Origin of the sequence: Jiella endophytica (genome assembly GCF_004519335.1) — a bacterium.
GTDB lineage: Bacteria > Pseudomonadota > Alphaproteobacteria > Rhizobiales > Rhizobiaceae > Jiella > Jiella endophytica.
On the sequence record NZ_SOZD01000007.1, the window covers coordinates 45,491 to 70,768 of the forward strand.

A 25,278-nucleotide genomic window follows, 5' to 3' on the forward strand; every position below is an offset into this window, starting at 1 on the left:
CGCGCCCTGTCGATGCCTTGGAAGGCGCCCGGTCACGGCCTGGGTGGCAGCAGCGCCGCGATCCGGTAGGCGAGCGTCGATCCGATCTCCCGGCCGAGGGCCGCCGCAGCAGCCGAGACGGAGCCTTGGATGCAGGCAGCGTCCGGCGGGTTGCCGCAGTCGAGCGGCACCGACTTTCGCCGGGGAGGAATGCCGACCGGCCGGCCGGAGGCGACGTCGCGCAGGGAAAGCTCGACGCGAAGCTCGAGCGCGATGTCCTCCGGTTTGCCGGCGTCGCGCTGCACGGCACGGGCATAGAGCACCGCCCTCAGCACGAGATCGGCCGGGATCGCGCCCGCCGCCCCCGCCTTTGCCAGTGCATCGAGGATGGCACGGTCGCTCGCCGCCGGATCAGCAAGAGCCTCCGCGCTCGCGTCTCCCTCGCCGAGCAGCATCACAGGTCCGTCGCTCCGGCTCGCGAGTGCCTTGCCACCGTCACCCGTCGTCAGCCCGGCGCCGATCGCCTCGATCAGTGCCCGGCTGTGCGGCGAGCCGTCGGAGATCGCCTCCGGCCCCGGCCGGGCGGCGAGGATCATCAGCCGCAACGGCTCACCGGCCACCGCGACGCTGATCGGCAGAAGCAGCGCCGCCAGAGCGACGAACAGCCGGACGATCGATCGATGGTGCGGCAGGGCCATGGTCGGCGACACTCTCATTTCGCTTCGGGAGGGTCTGCTTCGGACGGCTTTGCCGCATCGCCGGCGGGCTCGCCGTCCGCCGACGACGTCTCGAGCGCCGTGATGGCGTCGCGCTGGCCCTGGGCCGCGGCCTTGCGGTACCATTCCACCGCCTTGTCCGGATCCGGCGCGCCCCCGCCGAGGCCCTCGGCGAGAAACAGGCCCATCATGTACTGCGCGTCGGGATGGCCCTGCTCCGCCGCCCGGCCGAGCCATTCGGCGCTCTCGGCAAATTGGCTTTCCTGGGCGAGGCCGAGCGCCAGGAAGAACTGCGCCGCCGCGTGGCCCCTGGTCGCCGCGAGGCGGTACCAGCGCGTCGCTTCGGCGGCGTCGACGGCAACGCCGTTGCCGATGCGATAGGCCTCGCCGAGATCGAAGGCGGCGGGCGGATAGCCGCCCTCGGCGGCCTTTTGCAGGCTGGCGAAACCGCGGGCCGGATCGGCGGCGATGCCGAGGCCCTCGGCAAAGATCCGCGACAGCCGGTAGTCCGCCCGCGCCATGCCCTGGCCCGAGGCCTTCTCGTACCAGGCGATCGCGCTCGGCCAGTCCTGGGCGAGGCCCTCCCCGTAGGCATAGGCCTCGGCGACATTGTAGGCGCCCTGGGCGTCGCCCGCCTCCGCCGCCTTGCGGAACCAGGCGGCCGCCGTCGCAAGGTCCTTCGGCACGCCGATCCCCGCGGCGTGGATGCTGCCGAGATTGTTCTGGGCGTCGGCGAGGCCCTGTTCGGCCGCCTTGCCGATCCAGCGGACGCCTTCGGCAGGATCGGCTTCGACGCCGCGGCCGTTGACCAGCGCAATGCCGAGGGCGTTCTCGGCTCCGGCATGGCCCTTCTCCGCCGCCCTGCGGAACTGCAGGACCGCCAGCTCGTCAAAGACCAGCGCGTCGGAAAGGATCTGGCCGTAGTCGAAGGTGAGCTCGATGTCCTCGGGCGCGGCGTGAACGGCGTCCTGACACCTCGTCACGGCGTCCGGGAGCCCGCGGCGATCCGATCGCGCAGCTGCAATGGCGGCAAGACAGGCGGACTTCAGCGCGGCGGCATCGATCTTGGGTGTGGACGCTGCGCCGCTGCGGCTTTCTGCACCCTGCTCGGGAAGGCTCTTCGACGGCGGCGCCGTACCCGCCGGCGATTGCGCCGGCTGGGCATGTGCGCCAGGACCTGCCACGAGCGCCACGGCGAGAACACCCGCCGCCGCGACAGCCTGCCATCCACGGCTGCCTCGGGCAAAGCGCCTGCGGAAAGCCGCATAGCAATGAGTATGAAGGGACATGGGCCATAAATTCCCTTACGGAATATACGGCCCATCATTGCCAGTTTCGCCGGCCTGTCCAGCCACGCTGCCGCCAGACCGGATCACAACCCGGACAACAGGGCGGTCAGGGCGGCGGCGAGAGTCAGGACCCTTCGCTGGCGATCGCCAGCTGGTAGGTCTCCGGCACGAAGCGATAGCCGCCGTCTTCGAGCTTTTCAGCATAGCCGATCGCCGGGAACGGCATGTGATAGCCGATGAAGGGAATGCGCTCGGCGGCGATCCTGTCGAAGACGCGCTTGCGGGTCGCGATCGCCTGCTCCGGATCGACGTCGAAGCCGACCTGCCATTCCGGCTTCTGCAGCGAGGCGACGAAGTGGTTGGCGGTGTCGGCGGTGAGCATCAGCCGCTGGCCGGCCGATTCCAGCTCGAAGACCATATGGCCGGGCGTGTGGCCGAAGGCATCAAAGGCGGTGATGCCCGAGACGACCGTGTCGCCGTCTTTCAGAAAGGTCATCTTCTCCTTTAGCGGCACGACGAGGGTCTCGACCATCTTCGCATACTCGGCCCGCGGACCGTTCCTCGTCTCTTCCGAGGTCCACCATTCGAACTCCCGAGCCCCGGTCACGTAGCGGGCGTTCGGGAAGGTCGGCTTGCCGCCGGTCATCACGCCGAGGATGTGGTCGGGATGGAGATGGGTGAGGACGACGATCGTCACCGCCTCGGGCCCGTAGCCTGCTGCGCCCATGCGCTCGATCAGCTTGCCGTAGCCGTCCTTCCTGCCGCTCTCGCCGAAGCCGGTGTCGAACAGGATGAGGTTGTCGTTGAGTTCGACGAGCACCGGCGTGAAGCCGTTGACGAAGCGCGTCTCGGGCAGGAAGTTGGCGCGCATCAGCGCCGCCATCTCTTCCTGGCTGCGGTCCTTGCCGAAGGTCGGATAGGGACCGTCGCCATGGCGGGCGCCGTCGAGAACCGTGGTGATCCGCGCCTCGCCGAGGGCAAAGCGTTGCCAGCCTGGTGTCATGATATTCGCCTTTTCGATGGAGGATTCGACGGCAGCGTCGATCGGATCGTCCGCGGCCCTTGCAGAGCGACCGACCCGACCCGCGATTGCGGCGAGTGCGCCGACTGCCGCCGGCAGCCATTTTAGGGCGGCCCGGCGGCTGAGGCGAGCCGGGACGGAGCTCATCTGGCTCATCATAAAGGACTCCCGAGGTGAGACCGCGTTCGATCGCCCGTCGCTCACGCGGTTGCCACCAGATGCTTCAGGCGTTCGAAGATGAAATCGATGCACACGCGCACGGCAGGAAGCATGGCGCGCCGAGAGGTGAAGACGATGTGGAAGACGGATTCGGGACCGTGCCAATCGGGCAGGAGGCGTACCAGGCGGCTCTCGGCGACCGGCCCTTTCGCGACCACGTCCGGAACGAACGCGACGCCGAGCCCCGCAATGGCGGCATCGATGACCAGCGGCAGGCTGTTCGAGGCGAAACGCGGCTCGATCCGCAATTTGTGTTCTCGCCCATCCGGGGAGAGCACGGTCAGCATCTCCTCGGGATGCATCTCGTCATTGCCGAGGAAACCCAGCGGCGTCAGATCCGCTGGCCCCTCGATCCGGCCGACACGGGCGGCGAGCGCAGGGCTCGCCACGAAGCCGTTGCGCACCGAGACGAGCCGCTTGACCACATAGTCGCCCTCGCCGGCAAAATCCGACCGCGACCGGACCGCGACGTCGATCCGATCCTCGATCAGGTCGGACCGCCGGTTGCTGACGATCAGTTGGAACCGGATCCTGGGATGGCGCTCAAGGAAATCCGGCAGACCCTCGGAGATGGCGTGTGCCGGGCCGCCGGGCATGATCGCCACACGCACCAGGCCGCGCGGTTCACCGGAAAGGCGCGCGGCGGCGCGACCGGCCTCTTCCAGTTCGAGTTTGGCGGAATGGGCATGGCGAAAGACGTCGCGGCCGATCTCGGACACCTCGAAGTGGCTGGAGCTGCGCTCGATGAGCCGCACCGCCAAGCGCTCCTCCAGATGCCGCACCCGGCGGCTGAGCACCGACTTGGCGACGCCCAGCTCGCGCGCGGCGGCGCTGAAGCCGCGGTTTCGCACGACCGCTTCGTAAAAATACAGGTCGTCAAAGGATGTCGTCACGGCGTTCTCGAAGTGGAACGAGGCGTCGCTGAAATGCGTCTGGCGGGCCGGTCGTTCCCACTTACCTCATCACCACTGGTCGATGCCCCGGAAGCCGTCGCGGTTCCAGCGGTCGAATCGGTCAGAATGCCTCGAGTCTCCAGCGGCTCGAGCGATCTTCGAACGAAAGGCGCAAGCCATGAAAACAGTCAGCAAGTTCGCAGCAGCCATCATCGCCCTCGGCGTCGTCGCAGCGCCCGCCGTCACCTCGGCGGCCCCGATCTTCGTCACCGGTGCTCCCTACGACCAGAAGGTCGATCCGCAGAACCTTCAGGCGATCCAGAACCAGCCGACGCCGAAGGATCCGATGATCCCAGGATCGAGCGAGTCCGACCACCTTTATGACTCGCAGATCCGCAACGTCGTCGCCGCAACGGGGATGACCAGCTTCCACCATGCCGCCCAAGCAGACCGCTGAGCGGCCCATCGGGGACATTCCGGCGGCGCAGATCGATGAGCCGCGGGCCTGCTCCGCCCGGTGTTCCGCCCGGCGCAGCCATTTCGGCCGCGCCGGGCTGCTCGTTTCGGCGTGCTCGACAGGATCGGATCAGAGCGCCGTGCGTCCGAATGGACGCACAAAGAACGCTCTCAGTCATTGAATCGAAGCATCGTGCTTTCCGAAAATCGATACCGATTTTCGGGCCGATGCTGTAAGACGCCGGTCGCACCGCTGCGATGCAGGCGCCTCTTAAAATCCTGTCCGATCCGGTCTAGACCGAAGCCTCCGTCCGGCGCGATTCGAAGCGTGTCCGGCGAGGCGCCACCTCACGACGAGAAGCGAGGCGTCGCCGCACCAAGCCGGGCAGGACGCTCGAGCTTTTAAGGTAAACCGCGCGTGAAACGCATCGTCCCGATCGTCCTGGCCGTCGCCCTTTTCATGGAAAACATGGATTCGACGGTGATCGCGACGTCGCTGCCGGTCATCGCCAGGGATATCGGGACGAGCCCGATCGCGCTGAAGCTGGCGCTGACCAGCTACTATGTCGCGCTGGCGATCTTCATTCCGATCTCCGGGCGGATGGCGGATCGTTTCGGCGCCAGGTCGATCTTCCGGATCGCCATCGGCGTCTTCGTCCTCGGCTCGCTCGCCTGTGCCACCGTCGGATCGCTGGAGGGCTTCGTCGCCGCCCGCTTCCTGCAGGGCATGGGCGGCGCGATGATGACGCCGGTCGGCCGGCTGCTGCTGGTCAGGGCGGTGCCGAAATCCGATCTCGTCGACGCCATGGCCTGGTTCTCGATCCCGGCGCTGGTCGGCCCCTTGCTCGGCCCGCCGATCGGCGGCGCCATCGCCACCTATGCCGACTGGCGCTGGATCTTCCTCATCAACCTGCCGATCGGCATCACCGGCATCGTTCTCGCCGGGCGCTATCTGCCCTGGATCGAGACGGTGCCGAGCATCCGCTTCGACATTCCCGGCTTCCTGTTGTCGGGCTTTGCCTGCGCCGGCCTCGTCTTCGGGTTTTCGGTGGTGTCGCTGCCGGCGCTGCCGCCGGCGGTCGGCGTCGTCATGGCCGCGGCCGGCCTCGTCTCCGGCGTGGCCTTCATCGCTTACGCGCGGCGCACGCCCGATCCGCTGTTGCGGCTGAAGCTTCTGAAGGTGCCGACGCTGCGCGCGGCGATCCTCGGCGGCACGCTGTTCCGCATCGGCTCGGGCGCGGTTCCATTCCTGCTGCCGCTGATGCTGCAGCTCGGCTTCGGCTACACGCCGCTGCAATCGGGGCTCACCACCTGCATGTCGATCGGCGGGGCGATGCTGATGAAGCTCCTGGCAAAGCCGATCCTCAACCGTTTCGGCTTCCGGCCCACCCTGGTCGCGACGTCCCTCGTCGGCGGTGCGATGACGATGCTGATCGGCATCTTCCGGCCTGACTGGCCGGTGCTCGTCGTCGTCCTCCTGCTGCTCGTCGGCGGCTTCTTCCGCTCCTTGTTCTTCACCTCGATCAACACCCTCGCCTTCGCCGATCTTTCCAATCGCGAATCCGGCGACGCGACGGCGATGATGGCGGCGGTGCAGCAGGTGTCGATCGCCACGGGCGTCGCGCTTGCCGGCGCCGTCCTGGAACTCGGCATGGCACTCGGCGGGCGCAGCGAGGTGGCCATCCCCGACTTCACCGTCGCCTTCCTGGTGGTCGGCGCGGTGACAGGGGCGGCGGTCGTCGCCTTTCTGCGGCTGCCGGCCGATGCCGGCGACGAGGTGGCGGGCCGGCGCGTTCCGGCGGAATAGCGGCGGGCCGGGCGAGAGCGTCGCCAGGCTTCAGCCGAGCGGCCCGGCCTCGTCGTCGTCGTGTTCGTCGGCATCGGACATCTCGGCATCGGCGGTGCCGGGGCCGCGGCCCTTGAAGCCCTTGGCGAGGATGAACAGCTCCACCGAGCCGCCCCGCGAGGCCGGCGGCTTGACGTGATGGACGGCTGCAAAATTCTGCTTGAGCAGCGTCAGGAGATCGTTTTCGGTGCCGCCCTGGAAGGTCTTCGACAGGAAATGCCCGCCCGGCCGCAGGGTCCGGATAGCGAAATCGGCGGCGACCTCGCAGAGATGCATGGTTCTGAGATGGTCGGTGCGGCGGTGGCCGGTGGTCGGCGCCGCCATGTCGGAAAGGACGATCTGCGGCTGCCGGCCGAGGGTGTCGAGCAGCTTCTGCGGAGCCTCATCGTCGAGAAAATCCATCTCGAGGATCGTCGCGCCGGCCACCGGCTCGACGGCGAGATAGTCGATGCCGACGACGCCGACGGCATCGGCGGTCGAACCGGTGCGCTCGACGGCGACCTGGCTCCAGCCGCCGGGCGCCGCGCCGAGATCCACCACCGCCTGGCCGGGCTTCAGGAGCTTGTAGCGGTCGTCGATCTCGATCAGCTTGTAGGCGGCCCGCGAGCGATAGCCGTCGGTCTTGGCGCGGCGGACGTAGGGGTCGTTGAGCTGGCGCTCCAGCCAGCGCCGCGACGACGCCTTGACGCCGCGCTTCTTCTTGACGCGCACGCTCATGCCGCGGTCGTCGCCCCGTCCCGTCATGCGGTGCCCCGTCTCGTATCGCGCCGGCGCCAGACACCGTCGGCGACCATCATTTCGGTGAGCAGCCCCTCGCGCAGCCCGCGATCGGCAACGCGCAGCGCCCGCGCCGGCCAGACCCGGCGGATCGCCTCGAAGATGGCGCAGCCGGCGAGCACCAGATCGGCCCGGTCGGAGCCGATGCAGGGATTGGCGACCCGCTCCTCGAAGCTCCAGCCGGCGATCTTCTTCACCAGCGCGTCGGATTCGTCCGAGGAGAGCCACAGCCCGTCGACCTGCCGCCGGTCGTAGCGCTCGAGGCCGAGATGGACGCCGGCCAGCGTCGTCACCGTGCCGGAGGTGCCGAGGAGATGGAAATTCTCGGTGCCGACGAGATCCTTCAGCCTGTCCCGCTCGGGGAACGCCTCGATCATCTCGACCGTCTCGGCGACCATCAGCTCGAAGAGCTCCGGCGTGACGTTGCGCCCGCCATGGCGCTCGGCGAGCGAGACGACGCCGACCGGCAGCGACGTCCAGGCGACGATGCGGCTGGCGAGCCGCCGGGTGTGCGGCCCGCGAAGATCGAGGAGGGCGATCTCGGAGGAGCCGCCGCCGATGTCGAAGAGCACGGCGCCGCGGGCCTTGCGGTCGATCAGCGAGCCGCAGCCGGAGACGGCGAGCCGCGCCTCGGTCTCGCGCGGCACGATCTCCAGCGACAGGCCGGTCCGCTCGGCGACCTCCTCGATGAACTCGGCGCCGTTGGCGGCGGCGCGGCAGGCCTCGGTGGCGATCAGCCGCGAGCGGGCGACGTCGCGGGCGGAGATCTTCTGGGCACAGACGGCGAGCGCGGCGGTGGCGCGGTCCATGGCGCCTCGCGACAGGCTGCCGGTGCGCCCGAGACCTTCTCCGAGCCGGACGATGCGGGAAAAGGCGTCGATGACCCGGAACTGCCCCGGCCGGGTAGGCACCGCGATCAGCAGACGGCAGTTGTTGGTGCCGAGATCGAGGGCCGCATAGATCGGCGGCCTGTCGCTGTCGTTGGCCGGCCGGCCCCTGAAGCCTGCGCCTTGCGGTCGCTGCGAGGCGGATCCCTCGGCCCTTGCGGCCTGGGGCTGCTGCCTTGCCGCCGCCTGGCCTGCATAGGCGCCGGCGCCCGGCATGCCGGCAGGCTGGTTCTGCCCGCCCTGTGCCCGCTGGGAGTTCTGGCCCTTGCCCGAGCCGGACCGATCGCCCTCGGAGCGGCGTGACCGGCCGTATTTGCGCGCGCCGCGAGGCATGCCGGCGCCAGCGCCAGCAGGCTTGGTCTTGTCCGTTGGAGCGGCAGCAGCCACGCCCGACGTCTTCCTGCCCTTGCGACGCCTGCGCTTCTGACGCTTGGTCAGCCGCGAATCGTCGTCCTTGGGCGTCTTCGTCTCCAGCCCGTCCTGGCCTGTCGCGGAGCCCCTCTTTGCCGTCCCGGCAGGGGCGTCTCGCTCGGCCGTATCGCCCGGCCGCCGATCATCGGCGTCGTAGGCGAAGGTGTCTCGGGCTATCTGCGGCGGGTGCCGATGTCTCCTCGTATCGTCATGGTCACTCACACGATCTCTCCGGCGCGGAACAGCGTCGATCGCGTCCCGGGCGCCTTTCGTTACTGCGTCGGCGCGAGTGTAACAGCCGGGGGAGGAAGCACAAGGGCGGGACGGCCGCCCGGGCTGCGGGCTCCAGCCCGAAACGGGCGACAAAGCGGCAGCGGTGGCGTGTCGCTATCCGACGATGCGTCTACCAGGGCTCCATGTCGTGCGGCGGAACGTACCCACGTCCCCCACCTGACGAAGCAGCCGTCCGTCGCATGACGATTCGCCCGAGGACCGCCGGCCTCCCGCAACGTCGACATAACTCCCGCGTGTCCCGATGACGTCACCCTCCTGCCGCAGCGGCGGTCATTGGCAGCATGCGCATCTTCCGCAGGAAAACTCACCACAAGTCATTGCAATGCCGTAATCAATTGTTCATAAGCGGCGACTTCGAGAGGAGCAACGACCCGCATCATGTCGGGCATTCGGGGGAAATGCTGTCGATGCCGCGCTGGACATTGCGCCTACTCCTCGTTGCACCGGCAATCACCGGGATTTTCGCGATGGCGCATCCGGCTGCCTCGGCGGCTCTTTCCCTTGAGATGTTCACGGAACGCTCTCTTCAGGCCCTGACGGAATTCTATCGCGCGGAAGGCGGCTCGGCCGACGTCGCCTGCCGCAGCGCTCGCCTCGAAGGGGAGCGGGGACAGCTCGCCATCGCCTGCGTCGTCGATGGCCAGGCATCGCCGCCGCTCGTCTGGCTGGCGGATACGATCGGAGGCGAGATCGTGACGCTTGCCCCCCTCAGCCCGGCAGCCGTCAGCGCCGCCGAGCGCTCGCCCCGTTACCGTTCGGGAAAGCCACCTCTGAAATACGTGACATTCGAAGCGCTTCCAGCGGCGGAAAGATCCCGCGCCCTGGCCCGCGCCGAGACCGCCCTGACCCAATAACCCGAACTCGGAGCGCTCAAGCATGACAGGCATCGTTGCCCCCACCGATCACGACCAGGCCATTCCGGACGAAGCGCTGACGGCGCCGACGACCTATGTTCCCAATCCCCACGAGGACTGGCAGGGCATCATCTACGGCCAGCGCTGGGCCGTCACCGATCTCGATTTCAGCTTCCCGACCAGTCCCGGCGTCTATTCGAACGGCTACGGTGCCTATGGCGAGCCGACCTCCGGCTTCGAAGCGCTGAACACCATCCAGAAGAACGCCGTGCGCGCGGTGTTCAACGAGATCGAATCATTCACCGGATTGACGTTCTCGGAAAAGACCGAGACCACCACCAACCATGCCGTTCTTCGCTTCGCCATGACGGACGAGTCGTCGACGGCGCATGGCTACTACCCGTCCACCGCCGAAGAGGGCGGCGACAGCTGGTACAACAACACCGGCACGACCTACGACAATCCGGTGCTCGGCAACTACGCCTACGACACCTTCGCCCACGAGATCGGCCACACGCTCGGCCTCGCGCATGGCCACGATACCGGCAACGTCTATGGCGCGCTGCCCTACGCCACCGACTCCAACGAATATTCGATCATGACGTATCGCGACCATGTCGGCGACGAGATCGACTACAGCGAGAACGAGACCTGGGGTAATCCGCAGAGCTACATGATGTACGACATCGCGGCCCTGCAATACATGTATGGCGCCGACTTCTCGGCCACCGGGAATGTCTGGAGCGGCAATTCCGTCTACACCTTCAGCACGACGACCGGCGAGATGTTCATCAACGGCGTCGGCCAGGGGACGCCCGGCGGCAACAGGATCCTCCGGACAGTCTGGGACGGCAACGGGACCGACACCTACGATCTCAGCAACTACACGACCGACCTTTCGCTCGACCTCAGGCCGGGCGAGTGGTCGACCTTCTCGGAGGATCAGCTGGCCGATCTCGACGGCGGCAGCCGTTCGACCAACCTCGCCCGCGGCAATCTCGCCAATGCGCTGCTTTATGACGGCGATCTCCGGTCGCTGATCGAGAACGCCACCGGCGGCAGCGGCAACGACAAGATCGTCGGCAACGTCGCCGACAACGTCCTCAGCGGCAATGGTGGCGGCGACAACATTCGCGGCGGCGACGGCGACGACACCATCCTCGGCGGAGCCGGCAACGACATTCTCTTCGGTGAAGCCGGGGCGGACCGGATCAATGGCGGGATCGGCTACGACCAGGCCAGCTATGTCGGGTCCACTGCCGGCGTGATCGTCGATCTGCGCACCGGCACCGGCATGCGCGGCGAGGCCGAGGGGGACACGCTGATCAGCATCGAGAGCCTGCGCGGATCGAACTACGCCGATCACCTGATCGGCGACGACGCCGACAACAGGATCCGTGGTGGCAGCGGCGCCGACACGCTGCGCGGCATGGATGGCGACGACCAGCTTCTCGGCGACGGCGGCAACGATATCATCGCGGGCAACGAGGGATCCGACCAGCTCTTCGGGGACAACGGCGCCGACACGCTCTCCGGCGGCACGGGCTCGGACACCGTCGACGGCGGCAATGGCAACGACACCTTCATCGGCGACTTCGACAAGGCCGACGACATCTATCTGGGCGGCGACGGCGTCGATACGTTCGACTTTTCCAGATTGTCGGACGTACTGACGATCGACTTGACGGCCCACATCGCCTCCAGCGCCCAGATTGGGACCGACAGCCTCTCCGGCATCGAGCGCATCTATGGCGGCTCCGGCAACGACACAATCACCGGCGACGCCGATACCCGCCTCATCTCGGGCAATGGCGGAGCCGATGTCCTGTCGGGCGGCGCAGGCGACAACAACATCTTCGGCGGCACCGGCAACGACATCCTCCGCGGCAATGCGGGGTTCGACCGGCTCGATGGCGGCCGCGGCAACGACACGCTGAGCGGCGGCGTCAATGCCGACATCTTCGTCTTCATCGACGGCGGGGGCGACGACGTCATCACCGACTTCGAGGAATTCAACAACTCCGAGAAGATCGACCTGTCGCGGGTCTCGAGCATCATCGACTTCGACGACCTTCAGGCAAACCACCTCGCCCAGGACGGGGCGGATGCCGTGATCACCTTCGGTGGAAACACCATCACCCTGAACAATGTGAACATCGCCGATCTCGACGGGAACGATTTCATCTTCTGAGGTCGATGCGCCCGAGCGCAATTCAGCCGGAATGCGGGCCGATGCGAATCGGCCCGCATCGCTTTAGACTGACCGCATGGCCCCCACCATCCTGTCGATCCCGCCCGGAAAGCCGTTCCTGAAGACCCTCGCCGAAAGCATTCTGGGGGGGCGGATCGTCGAGGGCTTCCGCCATGACGGCGATCCCTTGTCGCTCGCCGACGTCACCGTCTACGTGCCGAGCCGGCGCGCGGCGCGAAGCCTTGCCGGCGCCTTTTCCGCGGCGTTGAGCGCGTGGTCCGGCAAAAGCCATGGCTCGGCCATCCTGCCGCGCATCCGACCGATCGGCGAAGGCGACGAGGCGGCGATCTTTGCCGGCGACGATGCGAGGGCGGGCGTGTCGCTGCCGGCGATGCCGGAGCTGGAACGACGGCTGAGCCTTGCCCGCCTCGCCCGCCAGTGGCGCCATCTCGCCGATCGCGCCGCGGGAGAAGAGCTCGCCGAAGGAGCGCCCGAACGGGTCACCTCCGCGGCCGAGGCACTGTGGCTCGCAGGTGATCTCGGCGCGCTGCTCGACGAGATCGAGACCGAAGAGACCTCCTTTGCCAGGCTCACGGATCTCGCCCCCGAGGCGCTGGCCGCCTGGTGGCAGACGACGCTGACCTTCCTCGAAATCGTCACCGACCACTGGCCGGACTTCCTCGCGTCGCGCGGGGTCACCAGCGAGGCGGCGGCGAAGAACGCCTGGCTGCGGGGCGAGGCGGCAAGGCTCGCCGCCGGCGGGGCGAAGGGGCCGGTGATCCTCGCCGGCTCGACGGCGACCGCGCCGGCGACCCTTGAGCTGATGCACGCGGTGGCGCATCTCGCCCAAGGCGCGCTGGTGCTGCCGGGGCTCGACCGGCATATCGGCTCGGCGGGCTTTGCGGCGATCGACCGGGAGCTGGCGATCGCCTCGCCGGGCCACCCACAATATGGCCTGAAGCGCATCCTGACGCGCTTCGCCATGTCGCCGGAGGATGTGCGCCAGCTGGACGAGGATCTGTCGCCCGGCCTGAGGCAACGCGAGGCGTTTCTGGCCAGCGCCCTTCGCCCGGCCGAGACCACCGCGCACTGGGCCGAGGAAGCGCCCGCCTTCGGACCGGAGGCGCTGGAAGGCGTTGCGCTGATCGAGGCGGGAGAGCCGCGGATCGAGGCGCTGTCGATCGCCGTCGCCATGCGCGAGGCTCTGGAAGAGCCCGGAAAGACCGTCGCGCTGATCACGCCCGACCGGCGGCTGGCAAGACGCGTCCTCGCCGAGCTCGAACGCTTCGGCATCACCGCCAACGATTCCGCCGGCCGCCCGCTCGCCACCACAGCGCCCGGCACGCTGCTCGCCGCGCTGCTTGCCGTGGCGCTGGAGCCGGGGGACCCGGTCGCCCTGCTCGGCCTTCTGAAACATCCGCTCTGCCGGCTCGGCCGCCCGGCCGTCGAGGCCCGCAACGCCGCCCGCGCCATCGAACTCGTGGCGATCCGCGGCACCGTCGACTTTGCCGACGGCGCAAGGCTCGGGGAGATCGTCGGCCGGCGGATCGACGCGATCGAGGCGCTGCCGGCCGGCGAGACGGGCAAGCTGCTCACCCGCCCGGCCCGCAACGTCAGGCGCCACGAATACGAGGCCGCCAGGACATTCGCCGAGGATTTCGAGGCGGCGCTGAAGCCGCTTGCCGCGCTGCGCGGCGCCGAACCGCAGGAACTCGCCGATCATGCCGTCGCCGTAACCGATGCGCTGGAGTTACTGGCCCGCGACGAAACGGGCGGGCCGGGGGAGCTTTACGCCGGCGAGAACGGCGCGGCGCTCGCCGGCTTCCTGTCGGAGCTGGTGGCGGCGCCGAAGACCGGTTTCGACTTTCCGGCCGAAGAACTCCCCGATGCCCTCGGCGCGCTGATCGCCGGCGTCACGGTGAAGCCGCGCGGCGGACTTTCCGCGAGGGCTTTCGTCCTCGGCACGCTGGAGGCCCGGCTCGAAAGCGTCGATACGGCGATCCTCGGCTCGCTGAACGAAGGCGTCTGGCCGGCCGGCGCCAGAAGCGGCGCCTTCCTCTCCCGGCTGATGCGCCGGGAGATCGCCCTCGACCCGCCGGAGCGGCGGATCGGCCTTTCGGCCCATGATTTCTGGATGGCGATGGGGGCAGAGCGCGTCGTCCTCACCCGCTCGCGCCGCATGGACGGTGCCCCGACGATCGCCTCGCGCTGGCTGCAGCGGCTGACCACCCTTGCCGGGCCTGAGACAAGCGCCGCCATGGCGGCACGCGGCGAGACCTATGTCACCGCGGCAGAAGCGCTGGAAAGCGCCACCGATACGCCGCGGATCGCCCGCCCGGCGCCCTGCCCGCCCGTCGAGGCGCGGCCGCGGCGCTATTCGGTGACCGAGGTCGAGACGCTGATCCGCGACCCCTACGCCATCCACGCCCGCCGCATCCTGAAGCTCGAGGCCCTGCCGCCCTTGATGCGGGCGCCCCATGCCAGAGAGCGCGGCGAGCTGATCCACGACATCGTCGCCGATTTCGTCATCAAGGGGATCGATCCGAACGAGCCGGCGGCCGAAGACGAACTGGCGCTGATCGCGCGGGAGCATTTCGACCGGGCGGCGCTGCCTGGCGAGATCGCTGCCGTCTGGTGGCCGCGTATCGTCCGCATGACGGAGGAATTCCTGAGCTGGGAGAGGGCCCGCGACGAGGGGGTCGCCGAGCGGCTCGCCGAACGCTCCGGCCGTAGCGAGTTCCCGGCCATCGGGGTGACGCTCTCCGGCCGTTCGGACCGGATCGACCGGCTGAAGGACGGCCGCATCGTCATCCTCGACTTCAAGACCGGCACGAAGCCTTCGGTGAAACAGGCGCGCACGCTGCTCTCGCCCCAGCTGGCGCTCGAAGGCGGCATGGCGATGCGTGGGGACTTCGACGGCACCAGCCCCGACGAGACCATCGCCGACCTCGTCTATGTGCGGTTGCGCGAGCGCGAGCTGAAGGAGGAGGGGCTGGAGACGGCGGGCACGAGGACCGTCCAGCCCTGCGATCCGACGACGCTTTCGGACACGGCGCTGAGGCGCTTCGAGGGGCTTGCGGCGCTGTTTCTGAAGGAGGAGACCGCCTTCGGCTCGCGGCTGCGGCCGGTGCTCGCCGGGGATTTTTCCGGCGACTACGACCATCTCGCCCGGGTTCGCGAATGGTCCGTTGCCGGCGACGACGACGGCGAGGGAGACGGCGAATGAGCGGCGCCTTCTTCATCGACGAGGACACGAGCCGGCGCCAGCAGATCGCGTCGGATCCGGACAGGTCGGTCTTCGTCTCGGCGAATGCCGGCTCCGGCAAGACCCACGTCCTGACCGAGCGGGTGGTGCGGCTGCTGCTTTCCGGCGTCGACCCGTCGAAGATCCTGTGCCTCACCTTCACCAAGGCGGCGGCGGCGGAAATGTCGGCCCGCGTGTTTGCCCGGCTCGGCGACTGGGCGACGATGCCGGACGACGCGCTCTCGGATGTCCTCGCCGGGCTTGCGGGCGGCAGGCGGCCGGGGCGGCGCGACCTCGAACGGGCGCGGCAGCTCTTCGCCCGGGCGCTGGAGACGCCCGGCGGGCTGAAGATCCAGACGATCCATGCCTTCTGCGAGGCGATCCTCCACCAGTTTCCGCTGGAGGCCGACGTTCCCGGCCATTTCGAGGTGATGGAAGAGGCCGAGACGGCGCGGCTTCTCGGCGAGTGCCGCAAGCGCCTCCTCACCGGCACGGCACGGATGCGCCGGAACGAGGCAAAGCAGCTTTCGGACGCTTTTGCCGAGGCGCTGCAGGTCGCCGGCGAATGGGGCCTCGACAAGCTTCTCGCCGACATCGCCGCAAAGCGCGACGACCTCGCCCGGCATCTCGAGGAGGCCGGCGGCGTCGATCCGGCGATCGCGCTTGTCGGCGCGGCCCTCGGCGTCGAGAGAGGCGTCGACGAGGCGGCGATCCTTCGCGAGGCGCTGCCCTGCCCGCATCTCGACCCGGACACCTGCGAGATGCTGCGGATCGCGACGCTCGCATCGAAATCCACCACCGACGCCAAATTCGCCGAAAGGCTGGCGGCGATGTTCGACAAGACCGCGGCGCCGGAGCCGCGCTTTGCCGCCTATCGGGGGATCGGCCTCGATTCCAAGGGCGAGGTGCGGGGATCGCTGAAGAGCCTCGTCACCAAGGGCGTCGCCGAATTCGTGCCGGATCTGATCGAGCGGGTGCAGGCGGCGGGCGCGCGGGCGCAGGCAATCGAGCAACGCCTGGCAACGCTGCGGCTCTATCGCGCCTCCCGCGCGGCGCTTCTCATCGCCGACGCCTTCGAGCGGGACTATGCGCTGATGAAGCGCCGGCGCGGCCGGCTCGACTTCACCGACCTCATCGCCCACACCGCCGACCTCCTGCTGCGCTCCGAGGCCTCGGCCTGGGTGCATTACAAGCTCGACCAGGGCATCGACCACATCCTCATCGACGAGGCGCAGGATACGAGCCCCCGCCAGTGGCAGGTGATGCGCGAACTCGCCGGCGAATTCTTTGCCGGCGAAGGCAGCCACAACCGCCGGCGCACGCTGTTTGCGGTCGGCGACGAGAAGCAGTCGATCTACTCGTTCCAGGGCGCCTCGCCCCACATGTTCGACGAGGAGCGGCGGCGGGTCGAGCGGCGCGCCGGCGAGGCCGGCCTCGCCTTCGAGGCGATCCAGCTCAATCGCTCCTTCCGCACCGTCGAAACGGTGCTGTCGGCCGTCGACCGGGTGTTCGCCGATCCCGACAACCGCAAGGGCCTCGCCTCCGGCGACGAGGCGCCGGTGCATTCGGCGGCGCGGCGCGACGGGCCGGGCCTCGTCGAGCTGTGGCCGCCCTTCCAGTCCGAACCTCAGGAGGAGCCCGACGACTGGACGAAACCGCTGGACGTCGAGCCGCAGAGCTCGCCTGCCCACCGGCTCGCCGACCGCATCGCCGGGCAGATCGCCGACTGGCTGGGCGATCCGATCGCCGTCAAGGGCGAGACCCGCGCGCTCACCCCCGGCGACGTCATGGTGCTGGTGAGAAAACGCTCCGGCTTCGGCGCGGCGCTGGCAGCGGCGCTGCGCGACCGGCATATCGCCGTCGCAGGCACGGACCGTCTGGTGATCACCGATCACATCGCCATCGAGGACCTGATGGCACTCGGCCGGGTGGTGGCGAATTTCGACGACGACCTGTCGCTCGCCGCCGTCCTGAAGAGCCCGCTCTTCGCCTTCTCCGACGACGAGCTGATGGCGCTGGCTCTCTCGCGCGAGGGCTCGCAGCCGCTGTCGCTCGGCCTCAGGCTGCTGGCCGGCGACGACGGCGCCGCCCGCCTGCCGGCCTTTTCGCCCGACGGCGAGGCGGCGAGCACGCTGCTCGCCAAGGCCAAGGCCGCCATCGGGCGGCTCGACGACTTGCGCAGCCGCGCCGGCTTCCAGGGGGTGTTCGAGTTCTACGCCCGCATTCTCGGCCCCGAGGGCGGGCGCAAGGCGCTGGTCTCGCGGCTCGGCCGCGACGCAGGCGAGGTGATCGACGCCTTTCTCGATCTCGCCCTCGCCAAGGAGGAGGCCGGCCTTGCCGGGCTCGACGCCTTCCTCGCCGAGCTTGCCGAGAGCCCTCCGGTCCTGAAGCGCGAACTCGGCCACGGCCGCGGCGAGGTGCGGATCCTGACGGTGCATGCCTCGAAGGGCCTGGAAGCGCCGGTTGTCTTTCTGGTCGATCCCGGATCGGCGCCGTTCTCGGCCGCCCACGGGGCGAGCCTGATCGCCTGGGAGGCGATGCCGGGGCTCCATCACGGCGCGGCGCCGGGCTTTCTCTGGTGTCCGACCAAGGAGCTGAGGAACGCTGCCGTCGACGGGCTGAAGGCCACCGAAAAGGAACGCGCCGAGGAGGAATATCGCCGTCTCCTCTATGTCGGTATGACCCGGGCGGCCGACCGGCTGGTGCTCTGCGGCCTTGCGCCCCAGCGCGGACCGAACGCCGAAAGCTGGCTGCAGCGGGCCGGGCGGGCGCTGGTCGAGGACGCCGAAGAGGTGACCAATGATGCCGGCGAGACGATCGCCCTGAGGATCGGCGCCGCCCCGTCCGGCGAAAAGCTCGCGCCGGCACGGCAGGCAGCGACGGCACTGCCGGACCTGCCGCTGTCGAAACTGCCGGCGGAGGTGCTGCCGCCGCGGCCCTTGTCGCCGTCGATCGCCGGCGCCGCGGCGGAGATCCTGCCGGAGCCCCAGGCGGCGGGACCTGGCGAAAGCGAGACCAAGGCAGACAGCGCGCCTGAGGCGCCCCCCGTCCCCTCGCCGGTCCTGACCAAGGCGGCGACCCCCTCCTTCGCCATCCGCCGGGGGCTTGCCGCCCACCGCATGCTGGAGCTGCTGCCGGATGTGGCAGTGGACGAGCGACCGGAGACGGCGCGGCGGATCCTCGCGGCGCTCGCCCACGACCTGCCGCCGGCCGAATGCGAGCGGCTGACGGCTTCGGTGCTGGCCGTCCTCGACGACCCGGCCTTCGCGCCGATCTTTGCGCCCGGCAGCCGGGCGGAGGTGGCGGTTTCCGGCGAAGTGACGCTGCGCGGGCGCGGCTACAGCGTCAACGGCACGGTCGACCGGCTGGCGGTCAGCGAGGACAAGGTGCTGATCGCCGACTTCAAGACCAACCGGTCGCCACCGCAGACGCTTTCGGAGGTGCCTGCGGGCTACGTCGTCCAGCTGGCGCTCTACCGGGCACTGATCTCGCCGCTCTATCCGGGACGGCAGGTCGAGGCGGCGCTGGTCTTCACCGAGGGGCCGAACCTCGTCACCGTGCCGGCCGAAGCACTCGACGCCGCGCTTGCCGCGACGGCGCGGCCGGCGTCGTCTTCGCTCTGAAAACGCCGCGTTCGGAGAAGCGCCACCTTGCTTGAATTGCATTCCCGGCGGGTCTACCTAGTCGACGAAACCTTTTGACAAGGAGCCGGACATGGCCAGCAAGAAAGTCGACAGCCAGAGTTTCAAGACCGACGTCCTCGACAGCCAGAAGCCGGTCGTCGTCGACTTCTGGGCCGAGTGGTGCGGGCCCTGCAAGATGATCGCGCCGAGCCTCGAGGAAATCTCGGAAGAGATGGCCGACATCGAGGTCGCCAAGGTCAATATCGACGAGAACCCGGATCTCGCCGCCCAGTTCGGCGTCCGCTCGATCCCGACGCTGCTGCTCTTCAAGAACGGCGAGCCGGCGGCGGTGCAGATCGGCGCCCAGTCGAAGTCGAAGCTGGTCGACTGGATCAAGGGCGCGGCCTGAGCCGCTCGCCGATAGTTCGGCCGTCACCGAAACGGGCTCGCGCGACAAGCGCGGGCCCTTTTTCTATGATCTCGGCATCGCCGCCGCGAGGCGCGGCTGGAGGACGAGAGCATGGCCACCACGGACGAGCGTCACGAACAATTCGCGGCCCTGCATCAAAGCAGCTGCTTCGTGATCCCCAATCCGTGGGACGCCGGCTCCGCCCGGCTGATGGCGGCTCTCGGCGCCAAGGCACTGGCGACGACGAGCTCCGGCTTCGCCTTCACCAAAGGCCGGCCGGACATGGGCCGCATCAGCCGCGACGAGGCGCTGGCCCATGCCGAAGACATGCTCTCGGCAACGGCTCTGCCGGTCTCGGCGGATTTCGAGAACGGCTTTGCCGACGATCCGGGGGGTGTCGCGGAAACCGTCAGGCTCGGCGGCGAGATCGGGCTTTCCGGCTGCTCCATTGAAGACACCTCGATGGCGCCGGGCAATCCGCCCTATGAGTTCGATCTCGCGGTCGAGCGGATCCGCGCCGCGGTTTCGGCCGCCCGCGCCCTTGGCCGGCCCTTCGTCCTCTGCGCGAGGGCCGATGGCGTCCTCAACGGCCACTATGGCGTCGAGGAGGCGATCCGTCGCATCAGGGCCTATGAGGCAGCCGGCGCCGACCTCCTCTATGTGCCGATGCCGGGCGAGATGGCCGATCTGAAACGCGTCGTCGAAAGCGTCGAAAAGCCGGTCAACGCCCTGGCCGCCGGCCCCTTCGCCCGCTTCCGGAAAGCCGATTTCGCGGCGATCGGCGTGCGGCGGATTTCCGTCGGCGGGGCGCTCGCAAGGCTTGCCCAGGCAGCGGTCGTCAGGGCAAGCAGCGCGATCCTCGACGACGGCGACTTCTCGCCGCTCCTCGATGCGGCGCCCGGCGCGACGATCGACGCGCTGCTGGCGAAGGGCGCGGCTGGCGCGGCAGCGGAATGACCGAGCCGGGCCCTATTCCTGACTGACCAGCTGGAATTTCCGCCCGTTCCAACTGTAGATCTCGGTGCAGCCCTCGGCGCCCGAGCGGTTGCAGGCGCTACCATGAACCGAGGCTTGGAGCGTCGGTCGGCCACCTTGTGAAACGACGTCGATCTCATAAGCGAGGGTTTCGAAGACTTTGCGGAACGCGCCGCCTTCCGCCATGAAGACGGCGATCTGGCAGCCGCCCGACCCGCAGAAGGCGTTTGCGAAGGGCGTGCACTCCCCGTTGGCGGTATTGAAAACGACGAAATCGGTTCCGGCGACGGTCTGGCGCTTTGCTGCATCGGCTGAAAAGGAAACCGACCCGCCATTCGCGGACCGGCACATGTCGTCGAATTCGGCCTTGTAGGCGGCGATCGCGGATTCGTCCGCGGTGCTGTCGTTACAGGCGCTCAGCACCCGGTCGATTTCCTCCGCCGAGCCCTTGAGCGAAAAATCTCCGGAATAGTCGAAACCCGGGATCCGGCTCCTGAGCATCACCGCGCTGCCCTCCCGCAGCCGGCGAACGAGCCCCTCGAGGCTCTCGTCGAAGCGGGCGACGAGGGCATCCGGCGACGACGCGGCCGGTTCGAAGCCGAGGGTCGTGGCACTTTCGCGATCGACCGCCATGGCGAGGGCGACGGCCCCCTCGACGGTCCGCCCTGCCGGCAGTTGGACGAAGAAGTCGGCGGCTCCCTTGTTGCGACAGACGAGGCCGAAACAGCCGGCGGCATCGTCGCAGACGCGCGTCCCGGCCAGAGCGCCAGGCGGCGTTGCCGTCCCCCAGCCCTCTGCCGCGGCAACGCACGGCGCGAGCGCCATCGCCAGTGCCGCGCCGATCGCCAGACGAATCCTTCTCGCCAAATTGCCCGTCATGTCTCCTCCGCGAAATGCTTCGACCAACTATGGCGCAGCCGGATGCAACAATACAACCATGAGGCGTCCTGATGCGTTGTCCAGATCATCTCGTCGGGCGGCGGCCGTGCCCATTCACCGGCCGTCGGCAACGACGCGATACAACCGGCGCCACGGCGCGCTATGTCGCACTTGGATGAATGCCCGAGCCTGACGGGAGGACAACAGACTGAGCGCTTTCCTTGCCCGGGTGTTCGCCGCGCTGTTCGGCGGGCTCGTCTTCAGCCAGTCGGCGGAGTTCACCCAGCAATATCTCCAGCGTCTCGGCGGAGCGACGGACGAGATGCGCGCCGTCGTCGAGCAGTTCGAGACGAGCGCCCGCGCTTCCGACCTCTCGCCCGACGAGGCGATCGGCCGGCTGAAGCAGAATTCCGACGAGGTTGCCGCGCGCCAGGGCACCGACGCCGAAACCAACCGCGAGCGCTATGGGGATCTGGAACGCCGCTACGACGCCCTGCGCAGCACGACGCCGCTGTTCAGGCCCTTCGAGATCGTTGCGGATCCGGACTGGACCATCGCCGAGCGGGCGGCGGGTGACTATCGCCCGGCGATCCCTGCAACGGGCGACGGCGTGCTCTTGGCGCTCGGCGGCTTCATCTTCGGCTGGTGGTGCGGTGCCGGCGTCCACGGTGCCGCGACGATGCGCAAGCGGCGGAAAAGCCGGGCCGGCGTTACCGACGGCGAGGACGAGATCCTGCAATAGCAGCGGCAGCAACGCTTCGATCTAGCCCCTTGCGGGAGATCGATGACGGTATCGAGGGAGTGCGGCACGAACCGTCGAGAAGCTAGCGCGATCTCGCCCCCTCTGCCTGCCGGCATCTCGGGCGCCAGGGGAAAGATCAGGCCGCTCGCACGGCTCGGCTCGAATTCCGGGTCATCGCGCGGAAATACGATCCGGCAATTCTTGCCGCTCTCGGCTGCCAGAGTATCGTTCGACGGGCTGTGCGGATCATCCCGCACTTTGTTTGCTTGCGCATGATCTTTTCCGAAAACCGGTTCCCACTCTTCGGGATCATGCTTTATTGCGGCGCGAGGCCGTTTCGCCCGAGCACCTCGCCGACGAGATAGAGCGAGCCGCAGATCAGAAAGCGCGGCGCCGGCACCATCTGCCAGTTGGCCGAGACGAGACGGATCGCCTCCTCGACGGAATTCGACGGCTCGGCGTCGAGCCCTGCCTCGATCGCAGCGTCGGCGAGTTCGTCGGGATTGATGCCCGCCTCGCTCATGTTCACCGGCACGGTGAAGACGCGCCTCGCCATGCCGGCAAAGGCCGAGAAGAAGCCGACCGGTTCCTTGGTGTTGATCATCCCGGCGATCAAAAAGAGCGGCCGCTGCACCCGCTCCTCCATGTCGGCAAGGGTTTCGGCAATGGCGACGCCCGCGCCGGGATTGTGGCCACCGTCGATCCAGATTTCGGCGCCTTCGACGGCGATGTCGAGGAGCGGCCCGGTGGTGATGCGCTGCATCCGCCCGAACCATTCGACGCTGGCCATGCCCTTTTCCACCGCCGCGTCGGAGGGCGGCATCGGCCCCTGCCGCAGCGCGGCGATGGCGGTCGCGGCGTTGACGATCTGGTGGCGGCCGGGCAGCCGCGGCAGAGGCAGGTCGAGTAGGCCGTGATCGTCCTGATAGACCATCCGGCCATGCTCCTCATAGGCGAAGAAATCCTGGCCGTAGACGCAGAGGGGCGCGCCGACCCGATCGGCGATCGAGGTCAGCACCTCGAGCGCCACCTCTTCCGGCTGCTGGCCGAGGACGACGGGCACACCGGGCTTGATGATGCCGCCCTTCTCGGCGGCGATCAGTTCCACCCGGTCCCCCAGAAAGGACTGGTGATCGAGCGAAATCGGGGTGATCACGCTGACCGCAGGCTTCGGCATCACATTGGTCGCGTCGAAGCGGCCGCCGAGCCCGACCTCGACGATCGCCATGTCCGCCGGATGCTCGGAGAACAGGATGAAGGTGACGGCGGTGAGGATCTCGAAGACGGTGATCGGCTGGTCGGCATTCGCCTTGGCGGCCCGGGCGACGGCCTCGGCGAGGGTCTCGTCGTCGACGAGACGCGATTTCCCTGGCGCGCTCGCAAGGCGATAGCGCTCGTGCCAGTTGACCAGATGCGGCGAGGTGTGGCTGTGGACGGCGCGGCCGTCGGCCTCGAGGATCGCCCTGATGAAGGCGGTGACGGAGCCCTTGCCGTTGGTGCCGGCGACGTGGATGGTCGGCGGCAGGTCGAGATGCGGGTCACCCAGTTCGGCCAGCAGCCGGAGAACGCGCTCCAGCGACAGGTCGAAACCTTTGGGATGGCGGCCGAGAAGCGTCTCGATTTCGGCGGTGGCGCGTGAGGTCGTGGTCATCGCGGCGTGTTACGCCAGACCTTTCCCGGATGCAAAAGGTCAGGCTCAGTCGACAGTCTGCGGCTCGGTCTCGGCCGGGGCGGGTTCGCCCTCGCCGGCCGCAGCGCCCGCCCGATTCTCGATGAGGCCGGCCACCGGCTCGGTCGGCGTTTTCAAAAGCAGGCCGAGCAGCGTCGCGATGCGGCTCTTCAGCTGGTGGCGCGGCACGACCATGTCGACCATGCCGTGTTCCATCAGATATTCCGCCCGCTGGAAGCCGTCGGGCAGCTTCTCCCGGATCGTCTGCTCGATCACCCGCGCGCCGGCAAAGCCGATCACTGCGCCCGGCTCTGCAATGTGAACGTCGCCCAGCATGGCGTAGGACGCCGAAACGCCGCCGGCGGTCGGGTTGGTGAGGACGACGATATAGGGGAGCCCCGCCTCCTTCAGCATCTCCACCATGGCGGTGGTGCGCGGCAGCTGCATGAGCGACAGGATGCCCTCCTGCATGCGGGCGCCGCCGGAGGCCGAGAACAGCACCATCGGCCGCTTTTCCTCGATGGCCGTCTCGAAGCCGCGGATGATCGCCTCGCCCGCCGCCATGCCGAGCGAGCCGCCCATGAAGGCGAAATCCTGCACCGTCGCGACGATCGGCAGGCCTTCGATCGCGCCCTTGGCGACGAGGACGGCATCGTCCATCTCGGCCTTGGCGCGGTTTTCCTTCAGCCGATCCACGTAACGCTTCTGGTCGCGGAACTTCAGCGGATCCACCGCGGCGGTCGGCAGATCGACGAGATCGTACGCGCCGCCGTCGAAGAAATGGCCGAGCCTGTCCTTCGCCCGGATGCGCATGTGGAAGCCTGAGGACGGCACCACCCACTGATTGGCCTCGAGATCCTTGTGGAACACCATCTCGCCGGTCTCGGGACATTTGATCCAGAGATTTTCCGGCACCTGCCGGGTCGCGAGCAGGCTCGAGATCTTCGGGCGGACGTAGTTGGTGATCCAGTTCACGGGGCGATCCGTCTCGTCATTCTAACGGGTTGTTGTCCAGGCCTTCAGATGGCCGCGCAGTCAGGCCTTGGCAAGCCGGGCGGTTCTGACGCCCACGGCGAGCTGCCTGACGATGTCGGTGACGGCCGAGACGGACGCATCGCCGCCGCCCTTTGCCAGCGAGGCCTCGATCGCCGAAACAAGCGCCGAGCCGACGACGACGCCATCGGCGCCGCGGCCGATCTCGGCGGCCTGCCCGGCCGTCCTGACGCCGAAGCCGACGCAGACCGGCAGGTCGGTGTGGCGCTTGATCCGCGAGACCGCGGCGGAGACCTTGCCGGCATCCGGCGCGGCCGAGCCGGTGATGCCGGTGATCGAGACGTAGTAGACGAAGCCGGAGGTGTTCTTCAGAACCGCCGGCAGGCGCTTGTCGTCGGTGGTCGGCGTCGCCAGGCGGATGAAGTTCAGCCCGGCCTCGAGGGCCGGCAGGCAGAGCTCGTCGTCCATCTCCGGCGGCAGGTCGACGACGATGAGGCCGTCGACGCCGGATGCGAGCGCGTCCTTCACGAAGGCCTCGACGCCGTAGATGTAGATCGGGTTGAAATAGCCCATCAGGATGATCGGAGTGTCAGCATCGCCCTGCCGGAAATCCGTCACCAGCGACAGCGTCTTCTTCAGGCTTTCGCCGGCCTTCAGCGCCCGCAGCCCGGCCTTCTGGATTGCCGGCCCGTCGGCCATCGGATCGGAGAACGGCATGCCGAGTTCGATGACGTCGGCCCCGGCTTCGGGAAGCGCCTCGACGATCCTGAGCGCCGTTTCGTGATCCGGATCGCCGGCCATGACGAAGGTCACGAGGGCGGGACGGCCCTCCTCTTTCAGCTTGGCGAAACGGGCTTCGATGCGGGTCGTCATGGCGGGCTTTCGAACGGGCGGCCCGGCGGCCCTTTGCG

At 68.4% G+C, this 25,278-nt stretch carries 18 protein-coding genes and 1 pseudogene; 9 read left to right on the top strand and 10 right to left on the bottom strand.

Annotated features, from left to right (window positions below):
* Nucleotides 1–32 precede the first annotated feature (32 nt).
* The 4 genes from E3C22_RS20215 to E3C22_RS20230 form a co-directional block, all read right to left on the bottom strand.
* On the bottom strand, nucleotides 33–695 hold the full coding sequence (locus E3C22_RS20215; RefSeq protein ID WP_134763697.1) for a hypothetical protein: 663 nt from the start codon (nucleotides 693–695) through the stop codon (nucleotides 33–35).
* Nucleotides 692–1,678, bottom strand: a complete 987-nt coding sequence (locus tag E3C22_RS20220; protein ID WP_167591844.1) for an SEL1-like repeat protein — start codon at nucleotides 1,676–1,678, stop codon at nucleotides 692–694. Before E3C22_RS20220 ends, E3C22_RS20215 begins: the two co-directional genes overlap by 4 nt.
* A 430-nt stretch (nucleotides 1,679–2,108) precedes the next feature.
* The gene (locus E3C22_RS20225; RefSeq protein WP_245515106.1) at nucleotides 2,109–2,987 is read right to left on the bottom strand and encodes an MBL fold metallo-hydrolase; all 879 of its coding nucleotides are present in this window, start codon (nucleotides 2,985–2,987) and stop codon (nucleotides 2,109–2,111) included.
* 218 nt (nucleotides 2,988–3,205) lie between these two features.
* Nucleotides 3,206–4,117, bottom strand: a complete 912-nt coding sequence (locus tag E3C22_RS20230; RefSeq protein WP_134763700.1) for a LysR family transcriptional regulator — start codon at nucleotides 4,115–4,117, stop codon at nucleotides 3,206–3,208.
* A gap of 178 nt (nucleotides 4,118–4,295) precedes the next feature.
* On the opposite strand from E3C22_RS20230, the gene E3C22_RS20235 reads away from it, so the two are divergent.
* Nucleotides 4,296–4,574, top strand: coding sequence for a hypothetical protein (locus E3C22_RS20235; RefSeq protein WP_134763701.1), 279 nt, complete (start codon nucleotides 4,296–4,298; stop codon nucleotides 4,572–4,574).
* Between the two features lie 417 nt (nucleotides 4,575–4,991).
* Nucleotides 4,992–6,380: an MFS transporter gene (locus E3C22_RS20240; RefSeq protein ID WP_134763702.1), complete on the top strand. Its 1,389-nt coding sequence runs from the start codon at nucleotides 4,992–4,994 to the stop codon at nucleotides 6,378–6,380.
* Between the two features lie 30 nt (nucleotides 6,381–6,410).
* Here the strand turns inward: E3C22_RS20240 and E3C22_RS20245 are convergent, their stop codons facing one another.
* Together E3C22_RS20245 and E3C22_RS20250 are read right to left on the bottom strand one after the other, a co-directional pair.
* Entirely contained in the window at nucleotides 6,411–7,163 is a 753-nt protein-coding gene (locus E3C22_RS20245) for an RlmE family RNA methyltransferase (RefSeq protein ID WP_134763703.1), read from the bottom strand.
* Nucleotides 7,160–8,470 (bottom strand): Ppx/GppA phosphatase family protein, encoded by a 1,311-nt coding sequence (locus tag E3C22_RS20250; RefSeq protein ID WP_483466317.1) that lies wholly within the window; start codon nucleotides 8,468–8,470, stop codon nucleotides 7,160–7,162. The genes E3C22_RS20245 and E3C22_RS20250 overlap by 4 nt, the downstream gene beginning before the upstream one ends.
* Before the next feature lie 599 nt (nucleotides 8,471–9,069).
* Between E3C22_RS20250 and E3C22_RS20255 the strand changes: the two genes are divergently transcribed.
* From E3C22_RS20255 to E3C22_RS20280, 6 genes and pseudogenes are all read left to right on the top strand, one after another.
* The gene (locus E3C22_RS20255; protein WP_134763704.1) at nucleotides 9,070–9,642 is read left to right on the top strand and encodes a hypothetical protein; all 573 of its coding nucleotides are present in this window, start codon (nucleotides 9,070–9,072) and stop codon (nucleotides 9,640–9,642) included.
* A 22-nt stretch (nucleotides 9,643–9,664) separates the two neighbouring features.
* Nucleotides 9,665–11,833 carry a M10 family metallopeptidase C-terminal domain-containing protein gene (locus E3C22_RS20260; RefSeq protein ID WP_134763705.1) on the top strand — a complete coding sequence of 723 codons (2,169 nt, stop codon included), beginning with the start codon at nucleotides 9,665–9,667 and terminating at the stop codon, nucleotides 11,831–11,833.
* Between the two features lie 76 nt (nucleotides 11,834–11,909).
* A complete protein-coding gene (gene addB / locus E3C22_RS20265; protein WP_134763706.1) occupies nucleotides 11,910–15,059 on the top strand; it encodes a double-strand break repair protein AddB in 3,150 nt (1,049 codons plus the stop codon).
* A complete protein-coding gene (addA, locus tag E3C22_RS20270) occupies nucleotides 15,056–18,700 on the top strand; it encodes a double-strand break repair helicase AddA (RefSeq protein WP_134763707.1) in 3,645 nt (1,214 codons plus the stop codon). The genes addB and addA overlap by 4 nt, the downstream gene beginning before the upstream one ends.
* 88 nt (nucleotides 18,701–18,788) lie before the next feature.
* Nucleotides 18,789–19,109: pseudogene (gene trxA / locus E3C22_RS20275) on the top strand (thioredoxin); the annotation flags it as partial.
* Nucleotides 19,110–19,220: 111 nt separating this feature from the next.
* Nucleotides 19,221–20,066 carry an isocitrate lyase/PEP mutase family protein gene (locus E3C22_RS20280; protein ID WP_134763709.1) on the top strand — a complete coding sequence of 282 codons (846 nt, stop codon included), beginning with the start codon at nucleotides 19,221–19,223 and terminating at the stop codon, nucleotides 20,064–20,066.
* A gap of 12 nt (nucleotides 20,067–20,078) precedes the next feature.
* Here E3C22_RS20280 and E3C22_RS20285 read toward each other — a convergent pair whose 3' ends face one another.
* Complete coding sequence (locus E3C22_RS20285; protein WP_134763710.1) at nucleotides 20,079–20,951, bottom strand: hypothetical protein; 873 nt, start codon at nucleotides 20,949–20,951, stop codon at nucleotides 20,079–20,081.
* Nucleotides 20,952–21,192: 241 nt separating this feature from the next.
* On the opposite strand from E3C22_RS20285, the gene E3C22_RS20290 reads away from it, so the two are divergent.
* Nucleotides 21,193–21,705 carry a DUF2937 family protein gene (locus E3C22_RS20290; RefSeq protein ID WP_167591845.1) on the top strand — a complete coding sequence of 171 codons (513 nt, stop codon included), beginning with the start codon at nucleotides 21,193–21,195 and terminating at the stop codon, nucleotides 21,703–21,705.
* Nucleotides 21,706–22,021: 316 nt separating this feature from the next.
* On the opposite strand, the gene E3C22_RS20295 is transcribed toward E3C22_RS20290, so the two are convergent.
* From E3C22_RS20295 to trpA, 3 genes are read right to left on the bottom strand one after another with little or no spacing between them, the layout of a single operon-like run.
* Entirely contained in the window at nucleotides 22,022–23,356 is a 1,335-nt protein-coding gene (locus tag E3C22_RS20295) for a bifunctional folylpolyglutamate synthase/dihydrofolate synthase (protein ID WP_134763712.1), read from the bottom strand.
* A gap of 45 nt (nucleotides 23,357–23,401) precedes the next feature.
* A complete protein-coding gene (gene accD, locus E3C22_RS20300) occupies nucleotides 23,402–24,349 on the bottom strand; it encodes an acetyl-CoA carboxylase, carboxyltransferase subunit beta (protein WP_134763713.1) in 948 nt (315 codons plus the stop codon).
* Between the two features lie 60 nt (nucleotides 24,350–24,409).
* The gene (trpA, locus tag E3C22_RS20305; RefSeq protein ID WP_134763714.1) at nucleotides 24,410–25,240 is read right to left on the bottom strand and encodes a tryptophan synthase subunit alpha; all 831 of its coding nucleotides are present in this window, start codon (nucleotides 25,238–25,240) and stop codon (nucleotides 24,410–24,412) included.
* Between the last annotated feature and the right edge of the window lie 38 nt (nucleotides 25,241–25,278).